We start from the raw sequence: 25,418 nt of genomic DNA, 5'->3' as shown, positions 1-25,418 counted from the left end.
CCTGACGACTCACGTGACCTCAGACCTACCTACCTGCCCATAGCCGACACAGAAAAGCGTCATGAGGTAACGAACAATTAGAGCAGGTAGCTATGTTCGATTTGCGCAGTAAGACCACATTGGTGACCTGGGTGTCCGAATAGCATCGACAAGAATTGAGCGCTGGCGTATGTCCAGGTCTGGGCCCAAGAACTTTGACGGCGCGGCATTCTGAAATTTTGCGCAAGTTCGCCGCCTAGATCGCCTCGGCTGGCGGCAAGGGCTTACCGATTTCTGCGACGTTACCCACACCGCACCAGGTGACCGCATAGCTGGGTGGGATCAATACCGCAGTTTACAATGTCGTGATAACCACAGTCGCACCGATGCTGGATAGGCCGCTCGAAGAATTCCAGATCATCCAGCACACCAATATGACGGGTGTGTTCCTAAAGGACCAAGTAACTGCCCGGGTCGCGGGTCAGACAGGAACGAAGCGGGGGTCATCATCGACACCGCTTCGATGTCCGGCAGCATTAGCAACATTCCGCAGCAAGTAGGCTACTACTGTGCCTCCAAGGCGGCGGTCATTCACCTGACCAAGGCCATGGCTATGGAGTTCGCGCCGAATAAGACCCGGGTCAGCACGTCTTCGCAGTCGATAGCATCACCGAGCTCGTTGAGCCCTAGACAGAACTGGACCCTCTGTGGGAACCGAAGATTCCGATGAACCGATTGGGCCGACCCGAAGAACTCACCGGCCTTTACGTCTATTTGACCGGCGAGGTTTCCAGCTATGTGACCGGCTCCGACATAGTGATTAACGGTAGATACAACTGCCCGTACAGTCACAAGGCACAGTTAACGAACGAAGCAAGGACGGCCAAAGCGCGTGGCATACAGGGTCGCTGCCCGGTGTGCGGACTGCCGCTCTATCTGACCGAAGATGCCACGCTCGATACTGGACTGCGCGCGGTTAGCAACACGATAATGCCATCGAGTTCCTTATCAATATAGATCGTAAGAATTCTGGCGTTCCCGCGGCGCCGCAGCAGAGTCCGACTCCACCCGCAACAGACTCTGAGAGCAGGCCATCCGCTGCTGCTCGTCTCGTGAGAAATCGTTACGGAGTCTGCGTATTGCCTCCTCCTCAACGACATTGAAAGCCGTCACATAGTCCTCAACGGCAGCCTGATACGGCAACGCACCTTCGCGGTCATCAAGGAAATCTTCAGCTGTGGCACGGAACACAAGAAGTCAGACCGGAGCTTGGTTTTGTGGAAACCGGTCATGAGTGGATTCGGCATATCAGCCATGAGCGGGAAGTCGAGAAACTGGGCGCAACGAGTTCATACTCCAGCCAGAGTGTGTCGGTACGGCGATGTTCGTCAAGCACGCGTTTGAGCGACCGCCACTGCGTAGTTTGATTGTTGTCTGTGTGCCTGGGCGGCACAGTGGCGACATGTCGCATTCGTACCAATCGAAACCTAGTGATTCCTCGACTCGCCGCTTGTTTGCGGCGAATGCTCTTATCGCATCGACGACCACACCTGCCAGCGGTGAGATCACAATCAACAACTCCGCTAACCAAAATAGCAAACTCACATGGCCAAGATGCCACCTCGGCGATCGCCACAGTAGGCGGTAGCTAATAATGCAACGCGCCGGCGTGGGTTTGTCACAGTGCTAAAACAGGCTCGTCACAAAAACCACGGACGTCGTGTCGCTGATCGGCTTCCTAGTCGGCCGGACCGAGCACGTCCAATCCGGCCGTGCGGTAACAGGCTGCCCGCCACCACGCCAGGGCCAGCATATGACTGTTAACTCTTTCAAGGCGGTCAACCATCAGGACTACGTAACCACGTGGAGCTATCTAGGACGGACGATGCGCGCAATGTATAGGGAAACACCGCCCGATCAAGACTTGGACAGCCTGTAGGAGTTCTCGTCGATCATGCGTCAACGGATAAAGTGCGTGCGAGCGACTGAGGTGACCAATGCTTTCCATGCTGACCTGCATATGTCAGCGTCGTTCGGAATTCAATGGTACCAGTTGACCTCCGACGCGGAGCACAGAGCCCGTTAGGACTATGTGCAAACACGCTACGGCCATTCTACAAGAACGCAGGCCGACCCACACGAACCCAAGCGGGGGGACCCCCGCCACTCGTCGTCGAGCAGGCTACGCGCCTCTGAATGGCACGCCATAGACGGTATCTAGCGCACACCCAACTCGCCGCTGAGGTATTGCACGTGGCAAGCTTTGCGAGACGGCTTGCCGCTGGTGGTACGCAGAATAGCACCGGTCAGTAGGAAAGCATATATCGGAGACACAATCCGTGACAACGAAATACCGCTTCCTCGATGACCTCGATCGCTGGATGCAGGTCAGCTCTGCTGGTGATCACTGCACATTCGGCGATGATCACGAGTTGTGCGATTCGTGTCGTCATCAGTTACTCGGAGAACTGCGTTGACCGGCACGAAGAACGCCGTCACATATCCGCCACCGCACCATCGGCGATGCGTTCACAGCAAGAACCTTTAACTTCCTGAGGATAATGGTTGCGGCCATAGATGGTAATCAGATCCACGATTCGATCAGTGACATAGAATTCGCCATCGAGATACACGCCGAGGTCTCCAGTGCGTAGCCATGCGCCTGCGACGGCCGAGCCGTTTTGGCTCCGAAGTCCACCCGATTTTCGTCCAACCGTCGCCAGTAGTAGTGGCCAACGTTGTTGCTCCGCAATCAGATTTGGCCAACCCTAGCCGTCGGTTAGTTCCATCTGGTGTTCAAGGTCGACAATCACACCCCACTGTCTACGAGCGATCCGACCACACGAAAGCTGCGCCACCGCGTTAACGGCTTCGCTGGCAACGCATGTTACCTGGACAACGCCCAAGGTTCTCGGTCCAAGTACACAACCGTTGTCTGAGCGCTCGGCTCGATCGTTGCGACGAATAGAATGACCGTCGCGATGCAATATGAGGGTTTGAACGCCGTACGCGGTAATCCTTACGGCCCGAAAGCTTTATTGAACGTCATAACCGCCTCGCTGTTGACCGGTTCGGAACCGATGATCAGCACGACATTGCACAGGTCGACATAGTCGACCTGTGCGGGTAGCTCAGGCTGCGCGGCCCACTCATAGGCGAAGTTTAGTGCCACGGTCACCACGCCGCCGTGGCACGACTCAACAACTAACGCATCAATCCACCGCTGCAACCTATGGACAAATATAGTCGACTCCCATCGGCGTGGAGTGTCCACCGTATACTGCAGGAAAACCGATCATCGACAAGCCCATGTCTGGTGGAGTGGTAACCACTTGAAACCGCGGATGTTCCGAGTCAGTAGGTCGATGGACGGAATTATCTGCACCAGATTGGACAGGCCGTTCGATGGGTAATATCCACTCTGACCGGGGATCGAGTGGAACCATGATGTTGTATTGCAAGTAAAAAATACCGTCGATGTCTAGCTTGACAGGGACGAAGCTTTCCCGCGTAGAGTTCGACATCGGATCGATTACGATGATTTACCGCCTCCGCAGGTACGGGAGGCGCATCAGAAAACCTTCAACCGCCTCGTTGGCTGCTGCGGTAGTAAGTACAGCGGCGAGCTCGCGAATCACACAACACAGTATCGAGCCAACCGTTCAGCGTGGCACCGGCAGCGCTGACGCGAACAAGGGCACCACTATAGTGCCCGCCTTGATCGCTACTTAGAGCCCGGCAACGTAGTCGATGCTCTGCGGTGCGCAGGGTGGCAACCCGATCGTCGTGACCTGCGAATTGTTGTATATGTACACCGATAGCTTGCAAGCGGTGTACCGCATTAGGCCCCGTTCACTTCAATGACCTGTCCATCAGCACGGACGTAGTCCAGGTACCCGATTACGCTGTCGCGTTATCTACGTTTGCCACATTTTAGCGTTCGATGAGAGAGATCAACGTGGTGTCAGGCGACAACACAATGTTACCAGCGGCATCCAGACAGTCCTCGATCACTAACAGGCCTTTTGGAGCCACGGAGTCCTGCCCTGTAACCGCAATCCATAGACGCAACTATAAACTCGCCAATGAGGCGCTAACTGTGACGCGACAGACTTGACACTTTGTTTCGTGCATTCGAGTTTCGAGATCCAGTCGAACTAGAGCCTGTGCCAAACTCGCCACAGCATCAGCGTCAGATGGGCGCTGAGCAGACGCATCTTTGGGCTCCAACGACCACAACACCTCAACCACGACCATCGAAAGCACGCTGGTTGGGTATTCGTCTACCGCGAGCTGTATCGGTCCAAGCTAGTGCAAGCGATCCTCGCCGTTCCTGGTGACGTACTGCTCGTTGCCTCACGTCCGGTGGTCGTGTTGCTTCCCGAATTCGGCATATCCCGGTGCTGTTGGTGGCGCTTCACTTTCCTGCGCCCTAAATTAGCTTGGTAACGCGCCTATGCGTGGATGGATTGGCGCTTTGCCCAGCTGCAGTAACTGGTTCCACCGACAATCACCACAACGTGTCCGCGTGGCAATCCTGATCGGCTTGCTCATTGCAGCTGCACTCGTGTAATAGACCGTCTACAAGTTTTGTCCAATGTCGCAGTTTGGCTTGGGGTCTCCCTAATACACATCCAGAGGCTCCTCAGAGCGCAAGAAATACGGCAAAGGTGGTCCAACTGACACGAGGAGAAAGGCCCGACAGTACACACGACACGACCTGATGCCGCACCTCACCAGGCTATGTGTCCGCTAAATCAAACGCTTTATACCAGATCCGACCTATTCGCTGTCATCCTTACCATCATTGTGGTCATGCTTATCGCGCCGCTCGTCAGAGACACGACAGTAGCCAGCATGTTCAAGGCGCGGTACGGCGGAGTATGGGGATCACAGAATATCTTCACCTTCGCGTTCCAGATAGTGCTGATCCTCGTGATTGGCCACGCGCTGGCCGAGGCACCTGCTCTGAAGAGCACTATCGTCCATATCCGAGTAAACCTGAAGAATCAGGTGCAAGGCACCCTCCTGTGTTTCGCCCTCAACGCCACCCTTTTCTTGCTGAACCTAGAGCTCGGTCGCGTATCGGGTGCTCTGGTCACCGGCCAGGCCACGAAGCGACTAGTGGGCGCATATTTCAGCTATCTCATCGCGGCGGCGTGTATGGGCAGCAGGGGTCTTCGTATGCACTCTGCCGCAGCACATCGACATTTCATGGTGAACCGTTAACAGTAAGGGCAGATGCGGCGGCCGACATCGCCAACATGTGAATATTCATACGGCTGAGGATAGACGGCTTCACTATACTGTGAATAGATTTCATCTTCCGAAGTAAGTTACCCAGCAACACCATTCAGCTTTCTCACCAGGGAGTAAGACATGTCGGATCGGGCATTTTCATTCGAGGTCACCCGTACTAGTAACGCGTCTGCCGCAATCTTATTCCGACTTGTAACAGATGGCGCCAACTGGGCGACGTGGGCCAAGCCGATCGTCCTTCAATCGAGTTGGGTACGCGTTGGCGACCTTACACCAGGCGGCATCGGAGCAGTCCGCAAGGTAGGGATATGGCCCATGCTGGTACGCGAGGAGACCGTCGAATACGAGCAGGATCGTCGACACCTCTACAAGCTGATCGGACCTCCGAACCCAACCAAAGACTACTTTGGCGAGGTACTTTTAGCACCGAATGCAACAGGTGGTACCGACATCCGCTGGAGTGGTTCATTTACCGAGAGCGTTCCTGGAACGGGGCCGATTATGCGGGCAGCGCTAGAGGGTGTGGTTCGGTGTTTAACAGGCCGGTTGGTAAAGACGGCTGAACGCGAGTCGGATGGTGGGGGGTAACGTTTACCTTCAGGGTCAAGGTTATTCGTTTTGTTAGTCTTAGTAACCAAGATTAACGGGTTACATTCATTTAGTTCAGTCGCCGATTCAGTTGGGTGGGTCTGAGAGAATTGCCCCGGCAGTGGTGTACCATTTGAGCAATTACGTGCAGCCAACCTAGTCCTGGTATTTCTTGGTCATGTGCTCGATAACCTGTAGCTGAGACTGCGCCCAGTTATCCCGTGCTTGGTTGGCTCCCGCAGCGGCATCATGTGTCGGTTCGGCCTAGCCCTGAAAGCGCAGCATCACTTCAACGGTGAACAGCTCGACATAGCATTTGTATGCTGTAGATGGTTCATCTGTAGCATCCAACCTAATCCGCTGGACTCATCCCACAGCCGCTGTACTGGCCGCACGTTTCCGCTCCAGGGTACATCACACCGGTTACCACGTTATTGATGATGTCGATCGTTTCGTCAGGCTAATCACCCGGCATAGTCATCTGCAGGAATGCAACTACCCTCTGGAAGTACCGGAACCACGACTCGATGCCGAATTTCACGTAGGATCAAGCCTGCTCATCCGTCTCGGCGATATAAAAAGACTGACTAGAGACTAGTTCGTGCGGTCGATTTTCGTTCCAACAGCTGCGGCGCACTCTTCAACGACGCCCCAGCGGTAGGCAAGTGCGTAGAAACCTTCAATTTCCAATGTTTGTCTGATGGATAACAGACCGATGCCGTACTTGCCCACCACCCGGGTAGTGGTAAGTGAGGCGACTACAGCAACCGGCCACTGGAATGCCGCTGTTTAAGTACGCGGCGAGCTGTAGCTTAGCGTCGAATAACTGATGTGTGGCGGTCTCGGCAGTAACAGTTTCCCCGGCCACGGCCAGGAGACACACGAGGATATCGGGGTTGGTTTCGAGAAGCTCATACGTGTCAGTGGGAGTTAACCCGATCCAACAAGCATCAACAGCCCGGCTACCCAGAGACGGCCACACAACACAAATGAGATGATCTCGATACCAAGGCGAACCAGCCCAGGCAACTGCGCAACAGCGGCGGTTAAACTCAGCGATAAGCCAATGATAACACTACCAGTCACGTGGTTACTACGCAGTATACCTCGTCGAAGCCGAGGGTGCAATATGCTCTATGAAATGAATTCCAGGTCACGTTTGTAGCGCAAGGATGGGATTTGTGCCCGCGCGGTGGAATGGAGCGACTAATATACAAACCCGAGCTTGGCCACTGCAGCTCTCTGGCACTCTAGGTGACCGAACCATAACCCCAACGCAACGGGGCTAGGCCCTAAAGTCCAACAGCCGACCTCATGGTGTGCTCAGCCACGAGCAAATAGTCGCCGCGCGTGTGCTTAACAAGCTCGACACGTCGCGCGTTTAAGGACAACCGCCACACACGTTGCCAATGCAACCGCCACCACTGACGCCGAGGGTGGTGCCCCGTCTACCGCATATTGGGGCCACCGGTTTCTGGCGTTATGGATGGCGTCGACACAGCTCTAAACAGAGGCGTCATCGTGATTGCTGTTGGCGCTGTGGCGCTGCTTGACACCTTATCTTATTGTCGCCACCCTACCGCTTCCAAGGACTGCTACCAACCGAGCATGGCTGCACTGGAAAGAAGTGCGAACGCCGTCCTAAGGTTAGTTCCCATCAAACCCCACTTCCGTTCCGCCTAACTTTTCCCAGCCCCCTACTGGACGTGAGCAAAGGATTTTGGGCTGCTAAAAAATACAAGCAATTGGTACGGGACACTTTGCAGATCGAGTGGACCCCATATCACCGGATCAGCACCACTATCGCACGTTTCAAGACTCCATACTCCGATATTCCGCTTGGCCTGCCCCAACCGATGGTTAATGGTATTCTTCACCCTTCCTTGGCGATCAACCGCCGCAGCGCAACGCGATCGGGGGTAAGCAGCTCAACAATCCGCGGGTGGTTCACCTCAGCGACGATAATCTCGCCTACCTCCTGATAAACCTCGCTGAAGATGCCGTGGGACTTCATCTTAGAGGTCTGATAAAAATTGTCCTCGGTAGGAGTCACGTAAATCACCGTGTCGGCCTTGAAGCGGTGCACCAGCCAGAAATGGATCAAGGTCATCAGTCGCTTCTGCCGAAGCTTTTCAGCGAAGGTGTTCTGGTCACGCACTTGAAGGATGCTGCGGCCATGGCGATCCTTGATCGGATCAACGATGACGTTGGCCAGCTGCTCGTCACCGTTGCCGTAGATCCCGAGTTCGAGCACATCCGAGCCGGCGCGGCGTGGCCGAAGTTGCACGCGGAGTTTCTCACCAAGCTGGTAGTGTTCACTCCACAGTGCCAGCCATTCCTCTAGCAGCTTCTTCGGCACCTCGGTCTGCACAAGATGCTGCTGCTGGGTCGAGCCTTTGCCCATGGCTTTTGTTGTCGCCGTACGCCCGGAGGACGCGGCCAGCGCTGCGTCGCTACGCGGGCCGCCGACCAGGGTCTGGGGTGTGCGGTAGGGCGATTCGACCAGACGCATCTTGCGTTGCAACCGAGCCAACGCCAACATGCCGTCCTGTCGCAGCGCGGTGGCGAACTCCTCGGCAGCGACGCCGTCGATCTGATGCCCACCGTAGGTAATGAAGTTAAAGACGAAGCCCATTTTCCCGAGCTCTTCGGGAAAGCGCTTCATCTCCTCATCGTTCATGCCGGTGACATCCCAGTTGAACGATGGCGAGAGGTTGTAAGCCAGCATTTGCTCTGGAAACTCGGCGTGGATCGCCTCGGCGAACTGCCGGGCGTCGTCCAAATCAGCGGTCTTGGTCTCCATCCAAAGGACGTCAGCGAACGGCGCTGCAGCTAACGACTTGGCTATCGCATACTGAATACCGCCGCGGATTTGGTAGTAACCTTCCGGGGTTTTCGCCAGCTCGCAGTCCCAACCGGGGTCGACGCCCAATTCCTTGGCCTTTTCGCGTGCGGCGTACAAAGATGCCCGCCCAACGAATCGCCGCCACTCCTCGAGGCTCGTACCGATCAGCTCGCCTTCGCTCTCGCCGAATTGGAGCACTTCTGCCACGGCTTCGCCGTAGGTCATCAGCCCGGCGTCCTTCTCCCAAGCGGCCAATAACTGAGATTCAACTGGGTCGAAAAGATCGCCGATCGATTGCTTTCCGTTCTCCTGCCACGCATTGACAGCGCCGGAGACCTGGGCCAGCACGCCTTGGCGCTCAAGCCATGCGCTCGCAGCGGCATACTCGCCATCGTCTAACGCGTAGAGGAGATGGCCGTTGAGTTCCCTGACTCCCAGCTCGTAGAAACACCGCACCAACGCCAGGAAGCAAGCCTTGTAGGCAGGAACCTTCAGATTGGTGGCGCCCAGCAAGAACGGCTGGTCGCGCTCATCGGCGCGGCTGTCGATCAGGTTGGCCGCCTCGGCATCTGTACGCGCGACGATGATGCCGGGCACCCGCATAATGTCGAGCTGGAAACGGGCGGCGTTGAGGCGTTTAATTTGTTCGTCCGAAGACACTAGAACCTTGCCACCCTGGTGGCCACACTTCTTGGTACCCGGACGCTGGTCCTCAATGTGGTAGCCTGGAACTCCGACCTCAACAAATCGGCGGATCAGGTTGCGTACGTGCGCATCGCCACCGTGTCCTGTGTCGGCGTCGGCGATGATGAATGGGCGGTAGTCATACGCCGGGGTGGCGGCGAGCTGCTGTTCAGTCATGTGTAATCGTAGGTACTGCTGATTGCGATCGGCAGCCAGCAGGGCGCGCACCAGTACCGCAGCATCGTCTGGCACCTGGCTCAGGGGGTAGCTGGCGAGGTCAGGACCGGGATCTTCGGTGATGGAACCCTTAGCTGAGGTTGCCCAGCCGCCGAGATAGATCGCCTCGATGCCCATCCGCTTAAGGATGACTGCCTGCCCTGGCGAGTAGGGGCCGAACGTCGTGACGCTCTTGCCGGCCGCGAATAGCTCGCGCAAGCGAGCGTAGAACGCTATCGCGGCGTCTCGTGCCACAGTGTAATCGGTGGGGATGGTGCCGCGTTGTTCTACGACCTGGCGGGCTGTATAAAGGCGCATGATCCCGGCAAAGCGTGGATCGTCAAAGTATTGCCGAGTTGAGGCGACTTCCTGCGTAAACAGTGTGTGGAACTCGGTGTTCGTGTCCAGGGTAGCCATGGGATTGCATTCCTCCTTAACCCAGCCCCTAGTGTAGTATATCGTTTAGGTTACTTGAGCTACATCACCGGACGACCGCGGCCAGTATGCTCGCCAATGGGTGTCGGGGCAACTCCATCACATCACTTTGGTTGTCCTTAGTAACTGGAAGACGGGGTGCTAGATAATGCACCCGGATGTTTATGCGCCGGCGGTTCCCAATTTGCAGTGCCTAAGATAGACTCGACAAGCGCTAAGACACACCGCCTAGGAGCTGGTATTTGAACGGCGGCAACGGATTTCCAGTGGGGTGTCAGTGCGCATGCGACCGCCACACTCTGCTTTTCTCGCCAGGTAATGTTGCTGGCCGATAGTTGGTGCAGTGCGCCATATACACCTTAGATGTCGGTCGACTGCCACACTGGACCAGAAGTCTCCTCTAACTCGGGTTTCGGCAACCACAAACACACAAGGGCTTCCTCTGTCCAGGATGGGCCAAAATATCACACAGGTGGCGCTAACCATCAACCGTGACATGACCGAGAAAATTTCCAAGGCGCAAGGCGAGCGCTACGCTAACTCAGCGTAGGCTTCGCGGTTGATCGCCGGCAGTGGATTATCGCGAGCGCGTGCCACCCGGGAACGAATAGCGCTGACGGGGCACCCACAGACCCCGCCCGCTTCGGTATAGGACAGACCCAGCACCTGCTGAAAATCAGCCCTTCGCGACGCTCCCACCCCAGCTCGTCAAGCAAAATGCGGATTTCCACAGTGTTCTCGATCCGGCCGCCGTGACGGCTCCGCTTAAGCACGTCGTCGAAATTGGCCACGTGCGCGGTTCGTGACCTGGCTTGCGTTGTGGCGTATCTGATCGGACGAATACGCGGCGAGCGATCGGACAACAGCCACGTCCGAGCCGTCGATCGACCTGCGAAGCAGGAGCAGGAAACGGATTGCCCGCAGAAACGTTTCCTGGGGTAGGTCATCGACGCTGGCAGAACCGGTAAGACTGGCCGACCATCCTCCACGCATCGCGCTTTGTGGCGGTGATGAGCTCTGACAATGTGGCCGATCGCCCTGTCCGGAGGATTTGGCGAGCTGAGTAATATTGTCGTCATATGTCGACATGCATAACGCATAGGCGACGATTCCCGAAAACTTGTGGTCAGGTCGTGACAACCTTAAGTTCTGGGTAAGGTCTTCCAGTAAGATAGTATGCAGGAGGTGAAAAGCTAGGATGTCGGCGATGACCACCGCAATTGGGGGACACCCTTTATCTGTGCAGCGGATACAGCTCGACATCACCGGGATGTCCTGTGTTACGTGCGCCAAACGGATGGAATAAGTTTTCCAACAAGCTGTTTGGCTATTCGGCGTTAGTTAATTCCGCTACCCGAGTGGCGGCGATCAACATCCACGAAGCCACCCAGCCCCCTGAGTTATGTGAGGCAGTTCGTCGAGCAGCACTGTGCGCAAATGGCGGCGAGGTCTTGCAGCGCAGGCAAGCCGACGCCGATAACGAGCGATATCTACTGATTCGGTTAGCGGTCGCTGCCGCACTCTTCGTGCCACTAGCCCACCTGTCGGTGATGTTCGCTGTGCTACCAAGCACCCGCTTCCCCGGCTGGGAATGGGCGCTTACCACGCTGGCCATGCCGGTCGTAACTTGGGCAGCATGGCCATTTCATCGAGTCGCGATACACAACGCGCGCTATCACGGCGTTTCCATGGAGACGCTCATCTCGATCGGGATCACCACCGCCACGATATGGTCACTTTACACCGTGTTCGGCCATCACCAGCCCACAGAGCACCGCGGCGTTTGGCGGGCACTGCTGGGCACCGACGCCATCTACTTCGAAGTCGCCGCAGGCATTACGGTATTCGTGCTGGCAGGTAAGTATTTTACGGCTCGCGCCAAGTCACACGCTAACAGTGCGCTGCTGGCCCTGGCAGCGCTGAGCGCCAAGGACGTCACTGTTCTGCAGCCTGACGGTTCAGAAATGGTCATTCCGGCCGACGAACTCAATGAACAGCAACGTTTCGTAGTGCGCCCCGGGCAAACGATAGCCGCAGACGGGCTCGTCATCGACGGGTCAGCCGCCGTCGGCATGAGCCCGATCACTGGCGAAGCCAAGCCAGTCCGGGTGGACCCGGGCGCACAAGTCATCGGTGGCACCGTGGTGCTTGATGGGAGGCTGATTGTGGAAGCCGCCGCAGTAGGTGACGAGACACAGCTTGCCGGCATGGTCCGTCTGGTCGAACAGGCACAGCAACAGAATGCCAACGCCCAACGGCTTGCTGACCGCATCGCTTCAGTTTTTGTACCCTGCGTGTTCGCTATCGCGGCCCTAACCGCCGGTGGATGGCTGATCGCCGGAGGCGGACCCGACCGGGTGTTCTCGGCCGCAATTGCCGTTCTCGTCATCGCTTGCCCGTGCGCGCTGGGATTGGCGACCCCGACCGCCATGATGGTGGCCTCCGGCCGCGGCGCCCAACTGGGGATATTCCTCAAAGGCCATGAGTCGTTCGAGGCCACCCGCGCCGTGGACACTATCGTGTTCGACAAGACCGGTACGCTAACAACGGGCCAATTGAAAGTCAGCGCTGTAACGGCTGCGCCGGGCTGGCAGGCTAACGAGGTCCTCCAAATGGCGGCGACAGTTGAATCGGCGTCCGAACACGCTGTCGCGCTAGCGATCGCCGCGTCAACGACTCATCGAGAACAGATCGCCGACTTCCGTGCAGTACCCGGCCACGGAGTCAGCGGCACCGTGGCCGAGCGGGCAGTGCGAGTTGGCAAACCATCATGGATCGCTTCGCGGTGCGACTCGGACACACTCGTCACGGCCCGACGCAACGCCGACTTGCGCGGTGAAACAGCAGTTTTCGTCGAAATCGACGGTGAACAATGCGGTGTCATCGCGGTCGCCGACGCCGTGAAAGCTTCGGCGGTAGAAGCTATCGCCGCACTTCACGATCGTGGTTTTCGCACCGCGTTGTTGACCGGCGACAACCCAGCATCAGCGGCCGCTGTGGCGGCCCGTCTCGGTATCGACGAGGTGATCGCCGACATCTTGCCCGAAGACAAGGTCGACGTCATCGAGCAACTGCGCGACCGCGGACACGTAGTCGCTATGGTCGGTGACGGCATAAACGACGGGCCAGCAATCGCACGCGCCGATCTCGGCATGGCCATCGGTGCAGGGACCGACGTCGCGATTGGCGCCGCCGACATTATCTTGGTCCGCGACAATCTCGATGTCGTACCCATAACACTCGACCTGGCCGCTGCAACGATGCACACTATCAAACTCAACATGGTTTGGGCATTAGGGTACAACATCGCCGCCATACCTATTGCCGCCGCTGGATTGCTCAACCCACTAGTAGCCGGTGCGACCATGGCGTTCTCGTCGTTTTTTGTCGTCTCAAACAGCCTGCGATTGCGGAACTTCAGGGCCATACTGGGCTGTGGCACCAGTCGTCATCGGACAGTCAAACGATGGCGTTGTCCGCGGCACACTCGGCTCCGTTCGACTGCGTGTAACCCTGTGGACGCCCCCTAATGCGAGCCGTCGCACCCAGGACGGTTTAGGCCGCCGACCCATCGGTAGGCCACAGATGACCACGTCGTCGCCCACGAGAAGCGTTTTGAGGCAAGATGATATCGAGATCGACGTCGACCGCATCATCGAGTGTCGGCCGTGGAGCCGAACTGTGTCGCCACACCACGATAGCAAGGACCGCACCGATCGCCACCGGCAGATGCAACAGAATTCGCAGTATGGTGGTGGCGCCGGCGACTACATCTACGACGACGTAAACTGTCAAGAAACCGACGAACACCGTCAAAACGCCCGCAAGCCCGGCAGCGACACCCGGCCACAGCACCGCTGCCATCATGATCACACCGATCGCAGCCGACCACGCCGTTGACTCGTGGAGCAGGTGGCTCCCGAAAATCATCGCGCGATCGTGGGTCAGTCCGACACTTAGGCCGAGCCCCTGCACGGTTGTCAGGACGATTTGTGCGATGCCCACGCAAAACAACGCCCAACGCTGCCAGGTCATTAATGGACGTCGCCGCCGCGGCGGCGTCACGATCTCAAGAGCATCAACGGGTATGATAGCAGGGCGGGAATCGACCAGCTGACGCAGGTCGTGTGCTTGGTCAGCTACCTGATCAAACCACGCACGACACGCGCTGCACTCACCAAGATGCTCATCGACACGCACCGATGGCACGGCCTCTCTCTCGCCGTCGAGTCGGGCCGACAACGCTTCGCGGGCCACCTCGCAATCCATGTCCCTATCGTCGCGCAACGTCGACAGAATGTCCCGTCGGTACCCATGTCGACACGTAAGATACTATGAGATAGCAGGAGCGTTCCGCCAAATTTCATTCGGCTTTCATTCGAACCAATCCCAGAATCGCCGGTTGAGGTGACTGCTCACCCCGCACCTATTCTCGCCACCGCATCCACTGTGACTGCATCGACCATACCGGCGTAATCGTACAGGATTAGGCCGAAACCAGCATCGTGCCGTTCACACCAGATCCAAGTCCACCTGGGGTCGTGCTGTGCTAGTTTAGGTATTGTGCTGCGACAGTTGAATGGGCAACGTAGGCAACTATATTTTGGCTTTCTTCCATATGGTCGGAAAATTCGCGTAATTCGTGGATTTTGTCCAGTAGATCTCTGGCTGGGTATTGCTGTGCAACCAATCTTCGGATGGACTGTTGCTGGTGGTTTTCGCTGACCACATCAACGCGAGCCGAACCATTTGTTCAAGCAGCGGATTGCCGTCAGCTGCACGGATCGCAACTTCGTTTTGATGGCCAGCGTAACAGAACAGAATCAGTGATGCAGTCGCGAACCGCGACGACGGTCTGGTAGAGTAAATATCGGGAGCGATTGCTCACCAGATTGTCATGCGCCCAGATACACGATCTCCAAACAAGCAGTTATCAGATCGCGTTACAGCAGCAGCAATCCGCGGCGCTGGCGGAAGAATCTGTCGAGACGCAATTGTTCAAGTAGCCGTGTGGTGCTGGAACAGCTATGGACTCTCCCCCTGTGACAGGGCAGGGTAGGAGCAGCAAGCTCCATGCATTGACGAATCCGACAGTGTCAATATTAAAATTAAAGCGTTGTGTCGTCCAGTTCCTTCCACAATGGTAGCAATGGAAACCGTTGTGGCCTGTGCTAGACATCCGACAACGACCACTGTTATACTGGTAGTAGCAGTACACCGATCTGGATTTTTGTGTACTGTCGAATTCATATAATGATTAAAGCATTACGGAAAACAAATATCAGAGGAGCGATTGTAGAAAATTGCCGTCGTCGCAGCGACTTCCGATGATCTGGAATATGTAATGCTGGTCTGACCGGATGGTTGAGTACGTAATTCCTTCGATCACGCATCCTATTTCAAAATTTAGATCGACTATTGTGCTCACAGCCACGATAGAATAGGCTAACTCTAGCTATATAATGTGAGACATCGGATCGCTTGATCCAAATTTACCCTACGAGGAAATTAAGGTACCAAGTTCAGAAATTACTGCCAATTCGCCGAATGCATACAGCAGCTTTCGTTGCATAGCCATGAAAGTGACCAATTAACGCTTGATTAATGCATTAATGCTTGCCCCTGTACCGTTCGGTTTTGATTAGAGCACAGCTTGGCAACACAAAAATCGGCAAACTACTCAACCGTTTTTCCGTTACACTCAGATCCAGCAACACAGGTCGCAGAATCAACGAAATGAATAAAGGAATACAGTCAAAGAAAACGGAGCGGTAATCGCTGAATTCTTGCCACCTGTCATTGTCATTCGGCATACAATTTAATACATGAGTTAATCATGGCTCGATCGATAGCCACCCCTAGGGTCGACACTGCATCGTCTAGAGCCAGGATCAGTTAGGGTATTCAAACAACGGATGCCCGAGGCCACGTAAAATAATTTGTTGAACGTGGTAATCCAAAGTGGAGTTAGTTGCGTCCGCGAGGCGACAATCTCCAACGAGTTTTGCCAACTCCGTTGCTAGACGCAGGTGCAGCTCACCTGAGCCGTTGTTTCAATCGATCTACTTTAGGCCGGGAATGCGCTGGCGTCTTAGGCTGCCCCCCAGCTGCGGCGACGGAGCGCCATCAGCATCAGCCCAGCCATAGGTTGATGGCGAGCGTCAGCGTACCCCAGCAGACAATCGAGTGCTGCGCATCACATACGTTATTCCTGGGCAGGGGGGAACTTTCTGCGCGCTTTCGCCGACCAACACCGGGAAGTGACGGCTTGAAGTCATGCTTTGAGTGCATAAAGCCGAGCGCTCTACGCCCATGAAAGGAGTTGGAGCTCTGACAGGCCCGATGTGGATGGCCATACCTCCGGAGGTGAACTCGGTTCTGTTAAGTACCGGACAGGGGGCGGAATCATTGCTTGTTGCCGCTGCGCAATGGCAGGAGCTTAGCAATCAATACACCGACGCAGCTGCCGAGCTGACTCGGCTGATGACTGATGTTCAGGCCACCGGCTGGCGGGGAGCTAGCGCCACACGGTTTGTGGCGGCGCATGGCCCTTACCTGGTCTGGCTTGAGCAAACATCGATCAACAACGCAATCACCGCTAAGCAGCATGAAACCGCGGCAACCGCTTACAGCAGCGCGCTAGCCGCCATGCCCACGCTGGCAGAACTTACCGCCAACCGCGCAACTCGTGGTTTCTTGATTGCCGCCAACTTTTTCGGGATCAACACCATTCCCATTGCCCTCAACGAAGCCGACTACGTTCGGATGTGGGTACAAGCCGCCGACACTATGGCGGCCTACCAGGCCATCAGCGAGGCGGCAACGGCAACAATACTACATACCCAAGCAGCGCCACCCATCCTTGCACCGGGTAGCGCAACCCAAAACGTCCTGCAGTTCGTACCGAGTTGGATTGTTCAACTACTGACGGACATCTTAGATTTTATCGCAGATCCATACAAATATTTTCTAGAGTTTTTCCAACGATTGGGATTCGGATCCGCCGTTGCTGTTATCCTTGCCATTATTTCTTTGCAATTGTACGACTTTCTTTGGTACCCCTATTATGCTTCGTACGGAATGCTCCTACTTCCCTTTTTTGCGCCAGCATTGAGCGTCCTGGGTACGCTGGCCATGTTATGGAACGGACAGCTTCCAGTCGGAGTATCTCCCACTCCCGCAGGATCTCACTCTGACAATAACGACAATAACGCGGGCCCACACATCCGCGTTGTAGTCGCGCCACCCGTCGCGGCTACTTCTAGCGGAAACTTATACACGAGCAACTCCGCACCCAGCACATCCACCTCGGCTACGGCTGACAACCCTCCACCTTCACCCAGCATCAACTACGCCGTGCCCGGCCTGTCGCCACCAGGGGTCAGCTCTGGCCCCAAAGCCGACACAAAGTCACCTGACACTGCCACTAACACGATCGGGATCACTGCCGCAGCAAGAACAAGCTCGCCTTCCGCCCGAGCACAGCGTCAACGAGGAAACAACACCCGAGGTGGCGCACGCGGTTACCGTTACGAATTCGTTGAAGCAACCGCCACCATAGCCGATGCCATAGATACCCCCCCCCACTCCGAACCCATGTCGCACACAACAAGTAACCACGGCGCTGGCCCCATCGGCTTTGCCGGCACCGTACCGACAACCGTCAGCACTCCCGCCGGAATGGCTGCCAGTACAAGCAGCAGTGTCCCGCTACTCCCCACTACCTGGATAACTGGAACCAACGAAACGGCAGTGCACGAATAGGGAAATTTTTTCGCTAGCTTATGCGACTGCTCACTCTTCGCATGATCAAAATATAACCAACTTTTCATCCAGGAGGTGCGGATCGCGACGGTGAGAGATGCTCGAAGATGCGGACCGAAAACAGCAAGTAAATAAGGAGAAGAAAAGAATCGATGACGCTCCATGTGAAAGGTGAGGGACTTGGTGCACAGGTCACGGGAGTTGACCCCAAAAACTTAGACAATATATCCACCGCCGAAATCCGTAAAATAGTTTATGTCAATAAGCTTGTTGTGTTAAAAAACGTACACCCAACTCCAGAAGAATTTATAAAACTTGGCAGAATAATTGGAGAAATCGTTCCTTATTACGAACCTATTTATCGTCATAAAGATTATCCTGAAATATTTGTTTCTTCTACCGAGGAAGGGCAGGGTGTTCCGAACACCGGCGCTTTCTGGCATGTCGATTATATATTCATGCCGAAACCTTTTGCATTTTCTATGACTCTGCCTCTTGCGATGCCCGGAAACGACCGCGGGACTCATTTTATCGACCTCAGCCAGGCTTGGGAATCGCTTCCCAGCACTACGAAAAACTCGGTGCGAGGAACGTATAGTACACATTCTCCTCGGCGCTACATCAAAATACGCCCAAGCGATGTTTATCGACCTATAGGAGAAGTCCTAGCAGAAATCGAAGAAGTCACTCCCCCGCAGAAGTGGCCTACAGTGATTAAACACCCTAAGACCGGGCAAGAAATCCTTTACATTTGCGAGGCAGCCACCGTTTCGGTCGAGGGCAAAAACGGAAATCTACTTGACCCGATGGTGCTGCAAGAGCTCCTAACCGCGTCGGGTCAGCTCGACCCTGACTGCAAATCGTTGCTTATACACACTCAACACTACGAGGTTGGTGACGTCATCTTGTGGGATAACCGGGCTCTTGTGCACCGGGCAAAACACAGCACGGTCTCGGGCACCTTAATCACGTACCGTCTGACCTTGCTGGATGGCCTCAAGACGCCGGGATATGCCGCATGAGCGCCGAGCTGGCCCCTTCTCTGCAGAGCGCGGCAGAATCCACAAACACCTTTCCGATGGCAGAAGATTTGCTCGGTAGCATACTGGAACCCTACTCCTACAAGGGATGCCGCTATCTCATTGACGCAAAGTACAGAGCCAGCCCTGATTCGGTCCTTGCGTATGGTAATTTCGGTATTGAGGAATCCGCCTACATTCGAGGTACGGGGCACTTCAATGCGGTAGAGTTGATGCTGTGTTTCAATCAACTAGGTTACAGCGCGTACGCCCAAAGTGTCGTCAACAAAGATATTTCCGCACTCCGAGGTTGGTCAATCGCAGATTATTGCAGGAACCAGCTTTCCAACATATTGATTAAAAACACATCATCGCGATTTAAAAAGCTGATCAACCCTCAAAAATTTTCCGCACGTTTGCATGTCTATGATCTACACATCGTCGAGCGAACATGGCGCTATCTCCAGTTATCGAACACCATAGAATTTTGGGACGACAACGGCGGTTCTGCAATAGGGGAATTCGAAGTCGCGATACTTAACATCCCGTAATTTATGCATAGGAGATTCACTTTACAGTTATGTCACCCTTACCGCCTACCGTGCTAGAACGAATACTGAAGCAGGCGCACGAGCGTCCGGGGGCAATCGCCTTGCGTCGCAGTGACGGGACAAGCGAACTACGATACGGTCAGCTTATTGCCGAAGTCAATGGGCTTGCCGCGCGTCTTAGTGCTCAGCCGATTTCTCAAGGATCCCGGGTGCTCATCATTTCGGACAACGGTCCCGAAACATACCTGTCGGTGCTGGCTTGCGCGAAGCTCGGGGCGATCGCAGTCATGGTGGACGGCAATCTGCCTCCCGCAACCATCAGTCGTTTCAGCGAAATCAGTGACCCCAGTGCGGTCCTTGTCGCACGAAAGTGCAAAATAGACTCTTCCTCGCTGCCGGAAGTACTCCACTCGATACCGGCAATAACGGTCAATACCACCACTGATGCAACGTATTCCGCTTGCTCGTTGGATGCGGATTATTTAGCCGGGAACCTAAACCATGGCGCCGATGACCCATTGGCGATGATTTTCACCAGCGGTACGACCGGCGAGCCAAAAGCCGTGCTACTACCCAATCGCACCTTCTTTGCTATCCCGGACATTTTACGGGAAAAAGATCTGAACTGGATCGATTGGGTCGTCAGCGAAACCACCTACTCGCCTCTGTCGGCGACGCATATCGGCGGCCTTTGGTGGATACTCAACTGTCTAATGCATGGAGGTTTATGTATCACCGGCGGTGCGGACACGTCGTCGTTAACGGAGGTTCTCAATGCGAATACAGTCGCGACGACATGCCTAGTTCCAACCCTTCTTTCGAAACTGGTTTACGAACTGAAGTTCCGCGACGTGGTAGTTCCGCCGTTGCGACTAATTGTTTACGGTGGTTCGCGGGGAGTTGCATCTGATGTTCGATTTATTGAAGCTGCGGGTGTGCGCACCGCACAGTTCTACGGTTTGAGCGAAACGGGCTGCACCGCCTTGTGTTTACCAACCGATAATGGATCAATCTACAAAATCGAGGCGGGCGCTGTCGGACGTCCATATCCTGGCGTGGAAGTTTATCTGGCAAATCCAAATGGTGGCGGACCCACCATCGCAGACACCGCTTCTTCTTCCGCATCTTCTTCTTCCGCATCCTTCGGCACGCTGTGGATTAAATCACCAGCAAACATGTTGGGGTACTGGAATAATCCGGAGCGCACCCGAGAAATTCTAGTTGACGGGTGGGTGAACACCGGGGACCTTGTGGAGCGACGCGAGGACGGTTTCTTCTATATCAAGGGAAGATCTTCGGAGATGATCGTTTCCGGTGGCGTAAACATCGTGCCCGACGAGGTTGATCGCATCGCTGAAAGCGTTTCGGGAGTTCGTGAGGCCACATGCTACGAAATACCCGATGCGCATTTCGGAGCGCTAGTCGGATTGGCAGTAGTCCCGTCGGCAGAGCTGAACGAGTCAACCACGATCGAGCTTAAACGAAGAATTGCGGCTCGTTATCGACGTGAGTCGGAATCGATGGCGCGGCCGTCGAAGATTGTGATCGTCAGGGATATTCCTCGAACGCAGTCCGGCAAGGTCATGCGTGCAACACTGGCAGCGGCGCTGAACGGAGAGCAACTCGGGAATGGTCGTTCGTGACTGAGACAGTACGGGAAAGGGTTCTCACGGCTGTCTGTGAGGTGTTGTATGTCGCAGAATCAGATCTGGTTGAAGGCGACGAAACCGATCTTCGCGACCTCGGACTGGACTCTGTTCGGTTCACGCTCTTAATAAAGCAACTCGGCCTGAGCCAGGAAGCTGAGATACAATCCAAATTAATGGACAACCTGTCGATTGCGAGCTGGGTTCGCCAGCTGGAGAGTTCTACGTGACAGCGCCAAACACACCTCGCGTTGATCGTGTTCCCTTGAGTCGATCTCAGCAGAACATTTACAACGGGGTATTACAGGACAACGATCCCGCCTTGTATTTTATCGGCAAAAGCTATCGATTCCACCAGCTGGAGCTGTCGGGATTCCTGGCGGCACTTGAAGCAACGATCCTCAAAAACCCTTTGCAACTTTGCGTTCTTGAGTCACCCTCAACGGAGGGTGACTATCCGGATCTCGTGCCGCGGTTGCAGTTCGGCGACATCGTGCGTGTGCGGTCCGACGAACAATCGCGGACAGACCGGCGTGACTACGATCTGATGCGCGCTTGGTCTCCTGACATCCTCGCCAAGCCACTCGTGCGGTACACCGTGCGGACCGACGAGAGCGGCTTTGTGGCACGCCTCGATGTCTTCACCCATCACATCCTGTTTGATGGCGGCGCGATTAGAATCATTGAGGCCGATTTGGCACATCACCTTGACACTGATAATCGGGTCGAGATCCCTGGTATCCGCCAAGCTCTGGCCAAGCTTGCGGAAGCACACCGTCGTGAGGCGACCAGGGTGGAGGAATCGCTACAGCGTCTGGCCAATGTCGTGCAACGTGAGCTGGCCGAAGAAGTGCGTAACGGTGGGTATAGTCAAGTTTCAAACGACGCCTCCGGGACCGCTGCCCTGGGAGTTCTTTACGAATCAATACTACTCTTCGGCAAAGCATTTGATGAAATTATCGCCTTGTCAGAGGCTAAAAAGATCCCACTCAACATATTGGTGGCTGCGGCGACAGTAGCAGTGGACGCTAGCCTTAGGCAGAGCACCGAGACCCTGCTGGTTCACACTGTGGACAACCGCTTCGGGGAGCCCAATCTGGATGTTGCTACATGCCTGGTCAATTCGGTTGCACACTCGATCCGATTTCCTCCATTTGCGTCGGTGCAAGATGTCGTCCGAACACTTGACCGATCCTATGTCAAGGCAATTAGACTCCGCTGGCTTCGCGAGGAACAGTACCGACGAATGTATTTGGCGCTCAACCAGACTCGTCACCTTGAAGCATTGACACTCAATTTCATACGCGAGCCATGCGCGCCCGGCCTTCGCCGTTTCTTGTTGGAAGTACCGACGGTGACGGATATTGGTCCTGTCGAGGGCATGACCGTGGCTTGTGTTCTGGACAAAGACGAGCGCACACTTGAACTGTCGATCTGGAATAGAGTAGATCTGCCCCAGGGAAAGTCATGCACCCGTGTCGCAAAACGAATCGCTGCGGCGTTGGAATTGATGGTAGCGGCGTGGGATCAGCCGATCGCCATGATTGTCAACGAGTGGTTTGGGATCAGTTCGGACGGTGCCCGCTGCCTAGGCAATGAAGTCACCCAGACAACGCAACCAATAGCGCCAGCATGGTTTCTGGACCCTGGGGGAAGCGTTCACCTGGCTGTTGACAGACGTCGCTACGTCCATCCATGGGTTGCCCGGCTGGTACGGGACAACGTCTTGCCAGGTGATGTGCTAGTGTTCACTGACGACAACACGGACAAGACCATCGACCTCTTGATCGCGTGCCACCTTGCAGGCTGCGGCTACAGTGTCTGCGACACTCTCGACGAGGTTCCCTTGCGGGCAAAGGCGATTACCGACCACGGTGGTGGTGTTTCGGCCCGCGTGATCAATGTAGCTGCTACCCACCTCGAGGTGGACCTGGATGACGAGCAACGTAGGTTCGCAGAAAAGCGTATTAAGCAAGCAAAACAAGATATTTCACTTGCCGACAAAACCGCGTACATCATGCCGACATCAGGTTCAACCGGGCAGCCCAAGCTTGTCCAAATTTCACACGGGTCGCTTGCGCTCTTTTGTGACGCGGTGAGAAACGCCTATGGGTGGGGAACACACGACACCATCCTCCAGTGCGCGCCATTGACATCGGACATCAGTGTCGAGGAGATCTTTGGTGGCGCGATCTGTGGATCGACGTTGGTCCGATCCACCGCCATGAAAATGGGTGACCTGGCAGAACTCGCACGAGATCTCTTCGTGCAGAGGGCAACAGTTATCGATCTACCGACCGCAGTGTGGCATTTGCTATGCGACAACAGCGACGCGATTGACGAGATCAGCCGTTCTTGCCTTCGCCAGATCGTCATTGGCGGTGAAGCAGTTCGTTCCTGTGCTGTCGACAAGTGGATTGATTCCTTTGCTTCACAAGGTATTTCACTTGTATCGACCTATGGTCCGACAGAGACTACGGTCGTTGTAACGTATTTGCCGCTCGTCTGCGCTCCGATGACCGTCGCGAGTGACACTCGCCTCAGGCTGGGCCGGCCGATAGTGCCCAACACGGTCTTCATCGCCTTCGGCGAACTCGTCATCGTTGGTGATTTAGTCTCTGTTGGCTATCTCGGGATCGACAGCCGCAACTTCGGCACGGTAACCACCACGGACGGCTCGTGCCGTCGAGCGTTTGCTACTGCCGACTGTGTGATTCTCGATGACGAGGGTTTTCCGGTGTTCTCCGGACGCAAAGACTCCGTCGTCAAAATCTCCGGCAAGCGCGTCGATACCGCCGAGTTAATTCGGCGCATCTCTGCGGACCCTACCGTCTCTGATATTGCTGTTGAAGTTTACAACGGTCGTCTCGGAGTGTGGTTGGAGACGAAGCGGACCCGCGAAGGTGCCGACGATGCTGCGGCAGAGACACGGAGCAGACTAATTCTTACGAGCTTGGGAGTGTCCTCGTTTTTCGTGGTCGGCGTGCCGTGTATTCCGCGGAAGTCGAACGGGAAAATTGACCGCGATAACCTGCTGACGATGCCACAACTTGTCGACTCTGTGCGAAACTCTGCCGGATCGGGTGAGGGAGCAGCCGGTCTCGCGGAAATCTGGAGTCGGTACCTAGGCAGAGCTATCCGACCGGACTCATCGCTACTCGATGAGGGGATTGGCTCAGTGGATCTCATCAGAATACTTCCGGACACTCGTAAACATCTGGGTCGGCACCTCTCGCTTCTGGATCTAATCAGCGCCGATACCGCCGCCAACCTGACTGCCGCGCAGACAGCCAATGGATGGATGGATGTCGGCACCGCTGCCGAGATAGAACGCGATCTTGCTTCACTATGCAGGCAACGAAACGCCACGGAGTTCAGCGTCAAACAGCCCCGGAATAGCAGCCAAAAGCGCGCTATCATCGTGTTGGGCGCATCGGGAATTTTGGGCACTGGCTTTGCCCAAGCGGTCCTCGACCTAAGACGGTCAGGAGTGTTGTATCCCGAGGTGGTCTTGGCTACGAGAGCGAGGCTCCCCGAAGACGATCCGTGGACAGCGCTGCAAGGAGTTGAGGGGGTACGGATCGAACATATCTCTTATGAGAGTGGCCCTGCAGAACTGGAGGTACTGATACGCGACACCGACGCCGGGACCCTGGTGAATGGTGTCGGCAACACCAACATGCTGGTGCCATACCGTGAACTGCGGTTGGCCAACATAGAGCTGGTTTCCACGATCGTCGAGACATGCGCCAGGCATAATACCAGGTTGGTGCATTTGTCGTCGTTCGTCGTCAATGCGGATGTCACTGTGCCTCGGGTCACCGATCCCCGTGAAACGCCTTATCCGTATGCGGCATCTAAGTCACTCGCGGAGTTAGTCGTTGCCGGATCACCACCTGCGCTCGATTTCACCATCGTGCGCCTGCCCCGGGTACTTGGCGAAAACTATCAATTACGCAATTCCGCTGACATTCTACTCTCGATTGTTGATGCCTGTATTGCGTTGCGCGCCTACCCTGCCACATCAGTGATGGAAGAAGTCACTACCGGCCGAGCCGCGGCGAAGGCGATCTTGGGCGTGGTGCCAGCGTTAACTAGATCGGAGGAGCTGGGGCGCGGAATTTCCGTGGTACGCGGCGAGGCGGTAGCATACACGGATTTTGTCAGTGAGTTCGCTAGCGATGAACTCGATATGGCGGAGTGGAAGTATCGACTGGATCAAAGTGACTGGGCGAAGAGAAATCCACGAAGATGGTCGGTTATCGATGCATGGTTCACCTTGGGCATGATGTTCGAGATGCGATCCTACGCAGACTATCCGACCATGGCCCTCGGCATCGAGTCCGTCGCCGAGCTTGCCGCACCACCAGAGTCGATTCGGGCCCTGATAGCACACGAATGTTCACAGCCACTGAAATATGCTGATAGATAG

14 protein-coding genes and 3 pseudogenes are annotated in these 25,418 nt (G+C 55.5%); 10 read left to right on the top strand and 7 right to left on the bottom strand.

All coding sequences use genetic code 11. The features are described from left to right. Window positions 1-92: 92 nt before the first annotated feature. Window positions 93-822, top strand: a pseudogene (locus tag MLPF_RS14690) (SDR family oxidoreductase); the annotation flags it as partial. Between the two features lie 165 nt (window positions 823-987). Here the strand turns inward: MLPF_RS14690 and MLPF_RS14685 are convergent. Together MLPF_RS14685 and MLPF_RS14680 are read right to left on the bottom strand one after the other, a co-directional pair. Then, window positions 988-1,230 (bottom strand): hypothetical protein, encoded by a 243-nt coding sequence (locus MLPF_RS14685; protein ID WP_237756014.1) that lies wholly within the window; start codon window positions 1,228-1,230, stop codon window positions 988-990. Between the two features lie 966 nt (window positions 1,231-2,196). After that, window positions 2,197-4,038: pseudogene (locus MLPF_RS14680) on the bottom strand (AMP-binding protein). Between the two features lie 756 nt (window positions 4,039-4,794). On the opposite strand from MLPF_RS14680, the gene MLPF_RS14675 reads away from it, so the two are divergent. Further along, window positions 4,795-5,208: a TIGR00366 family protein gene (locus MLPF_RS14675; protein ID WP_236685157.1), complete on the top strand. Its 414-nt coding sequence runs from the start codon at window positions 4,795-4,797 to the stop codon at window positions 5,206-5,208. Window positions 5,209-5,358: 150 nt separating this feature from the next. After that, a complete protein-coding gene (locus MLPF_RS14670) occupies window positions 5,359-5,826 on the top strand; it encodes an SRPBCC family protein (RefSeq protein ID WP_045843535.1) in 468 nt (155 codons plus the stop codon). Between the two features lie 594 nt (window positions 5,827-6,420). On the opposite strand, the gene MLPF_RS14665 is transcribed toward MLPF_RS14670, so the two are convergent. The 4 genes from MLPF_RS14665 to MLPF_RS16650 all read right to left on the bottom strand — a co-directional run bounded on the left by MLPF_RS14665 (window position 6,421) and on the right by MLPF_RS16650 (window position 10,672). Continuing rightward, window positions 6,421-6,558 carry a hypothetical protein gene (locus MLPF_RS14665; RefSeq protein ID WP_237817218.1) on the bottom strand — a complete coding sequence of 46 codons (138 nt, stop codon included), beginning with the start codon at window positions 6,556-6,558 and terminating at the stop codon, window positions 6,421-6,423. Between the two features lie 198 nt (window positions 6,559-6,756). Then, window positions 6,757-6,912: a hypothetical protein gene (locus tag MLPF_RS14660; RefSeq protein ID WP_237756015.1), complete on the bottom strand. Its 156-nt coding sequence runs from the start codon at window positions 6,910-6,912 to the stop codon at window positions 6,757-6,759. 787 nt (window positions 6,913-7,699) lie between these two features. After that, on the bottom strand, window positions 7,700-9,988 hold the full coding sequence (aceA, locus tag MLPF_RS14655) for an isocitrate lyase ICL2 (protein ID WP_045843536.1): 2,289 nt from the start codon (window positions 9,986-9,988) through the stop codon (window positions 7,700-7,702). Between the two features lie 549 nt (window positions 9,989-10,537). Then, a complete protein-coding gene (locus MLPF_RS16650; protein WP_345790348.1) occupies window positions 10,538-10,672 on the bottom strand; it encodes a hypothetical protein in 135 nt (44 codons plus the stop codon). A gap of 541 nt (window positions 10,673-11,213) precedes the next feature. On the opposite strand from MLPF_RS16650, the pseudogene MLPF_RS14645 reads away from it, so the two are divergent. Beyond that, a pseudogene (locus tag MLPF_RS14645) lies at window positions 11,214-13,536 on the top strand (heavy metal translocating P-type ATPase). Window positions 13,537-13,561: 25 nt separating this feature from the next. On the opposite strand, the gene MLPF_RS14640 reads toward MLPF_RS14645, so the two are convergent. Next, window positions 13,562-14,275: a zf-HC2 domain-containing protein gene (locus MLPF_RS14640; RefSeq protein WP_045843539.1), complete on the bottom strand. Its 714-nt coding sequence runs from the start codon at window positions 14,273-14,275 to the stop codon at window positions 13,562-13,564. A gap of 2,079 nt (window positions 14,276-16,354) precedes the next feature. Here MLPF_RS14640 and MLPF_RS14635 point away from each other — a divergent pair. The 6 genes from MLPF_RS14635 to MLPF_RS14610 all read left to right on the top strand — a co-directional run bounded on the left by MLPF_RS14635 (window position 16,355) and on the right by MLPF_RS14610 (window position 25,418). Next, window positions 16,355-17,770: a PPE family protein gene (locus MLPF_RS14635; RefSeq protein ID WP_045843547.1), complete on the top strand. Its 1,416-nt coding sequence runs from the start codon at window positions 16,355-16,357 to the stop codon at window positions 17,768-17,770. A gap of 152 nt (window positions 17,771-17,922) precedes the next feature. Continuing rightward, window positions 17,923-18,792: a (3R)-3-[(carboxymethyl)amino]fatty acid oxygenase/decarboxylase gene (gene scoE, locus MLPF_RS14630; RefSeq protein ID WP_045843541.1), complete on the top strand. Its 870-nt coding sequence runs from the start codon at window positions 17,923-17,925 to the stop codon at window positions 18,790-18,792. Beyond that, window positions 18,789-19,340, top strand: a complete 552-nt coding sequence (locus tag MLPF_RS14625) for an FcoT family thioesterase (protein ID WP_045843542.1) — start codon at window positions 18,789-18,791, stop codon at window positions 19,338-19,340. Before scoE ends, MLPF_RS14625 begins: the two co-directional genes overlap by 4 nt. Before the next feature lie 29 nt (window positions 19,341-19,369). Continuing rightward, window positions 19,370-20,983 carry a fatty acid--CoA ligase FadD10 gene (gene fadD10, locus MLPF_RS14620; RefSeq protein ID WP_045843543.1) on the top strand — a complete coding sequence of 538 codons (1,614 nt, stop codon included), beginning with the start codon at window positions 19,370-19,372 and terminating at the stop codon, window positions 20,981-20,983. Then, the gene (locus tag MLPF_RS14615) at window positions 20,980-21,216 is read left to right on the top strand and encodes an acyl carrier protein (RefSeq protein WP_045843544.1); all 237 of its coding nucleotides are present in this window, start codon (window positions 20,980-20,982) and stop codon (window positions 21,214-21,216) included. The genes fadD10 and MLPF_RS14615 overlap by 4 nt, the downstream gene beginning before the upstream one ends. Then, a complete protein-coding gene (locus MLPF_RS14610; RefSeq protein WP_045843545.1) occupies window positions 21,213-25,418 on the top strand; it encodes a thioester reductase domain-containing protein in 4,206 nt (1,401 codons plus the stop codon). The genes MLPF_RS14615 and MLPF_RS14610 overlap by 4 nt, the downstream gene beginning before the upstream one ends.

Source organism: Mycobacterium lepromatosis (genome assembly GCF_000975265.2).
GTDB classification, from domain to species: Bacteria; Actinomycetota; Actinomycetes; order Mycobacteriales; family Mycobacteriaceae; genus Mycobacterium; species Mycobacterium lepromatosis.
Note: the sequence above shows the minus strand (reverse complement) of the source record. Positions and strands in the feature narration are given on the sequence as shown.

Bases quoted from the DNA above. Each gene is read 5' to 3' on its own strand.
- MLPF_RS14675 (WP_236685157.1), top strand. From the start codon at position 4,795: ATGCTTATCGCGCCGCTCGTCAGAGACACGACAGTAGCCAGCATGTTC.
- aceA (WP_045843536.1), bottom strand. From the start codon at position 9,988: ATGGCTACCCTGGACACGAACACCGAGTTCCACACACTGTTTACGCAG.
- MLPF_RS14625 (WP_045843542.1), top strand. From the start codon at position 18,789: ATGAGCGCCGAGCTGGCCCCTTCTCTGCAGAGCGCGGCAGAATCCACA.
- MLPF_RS14640 (WP_045843539.1), bottom strand. From the start codon at position 14,275: ATGGATTGCGAGGTGGCCCGCGAAGCGTTGTCGGCCCGACTCGACGGC.
- fadD10 (WP_045843543.1), top strand. From the start codon at position 19,370: ATGTCACCCTTACCGCCTACCGTGCTAGAACGAATACTGAAGCAGGCG.
- MLPF_RS14670 (WP_045843535.1), top strand. From the start codon at position 5,359: ATGTCGGATCGGGCATTTTCATTCGAGGTCACCCGTACTAGTAACGCG.
- scoE (WP_045843541.1), top strand. From the start codon at position 17,923: ATGACGCTCCATGTGAAAGGTGAGGGACTTGGTGCACAGGTCACGGGA.
- MLPF_RS14635 (WP_045843547.1), top strand. From the start codon at position 16,355: ATGGCCATACCTCCGGAGGTGAACTCGGTTCTGTTAAGTACCGGACAG.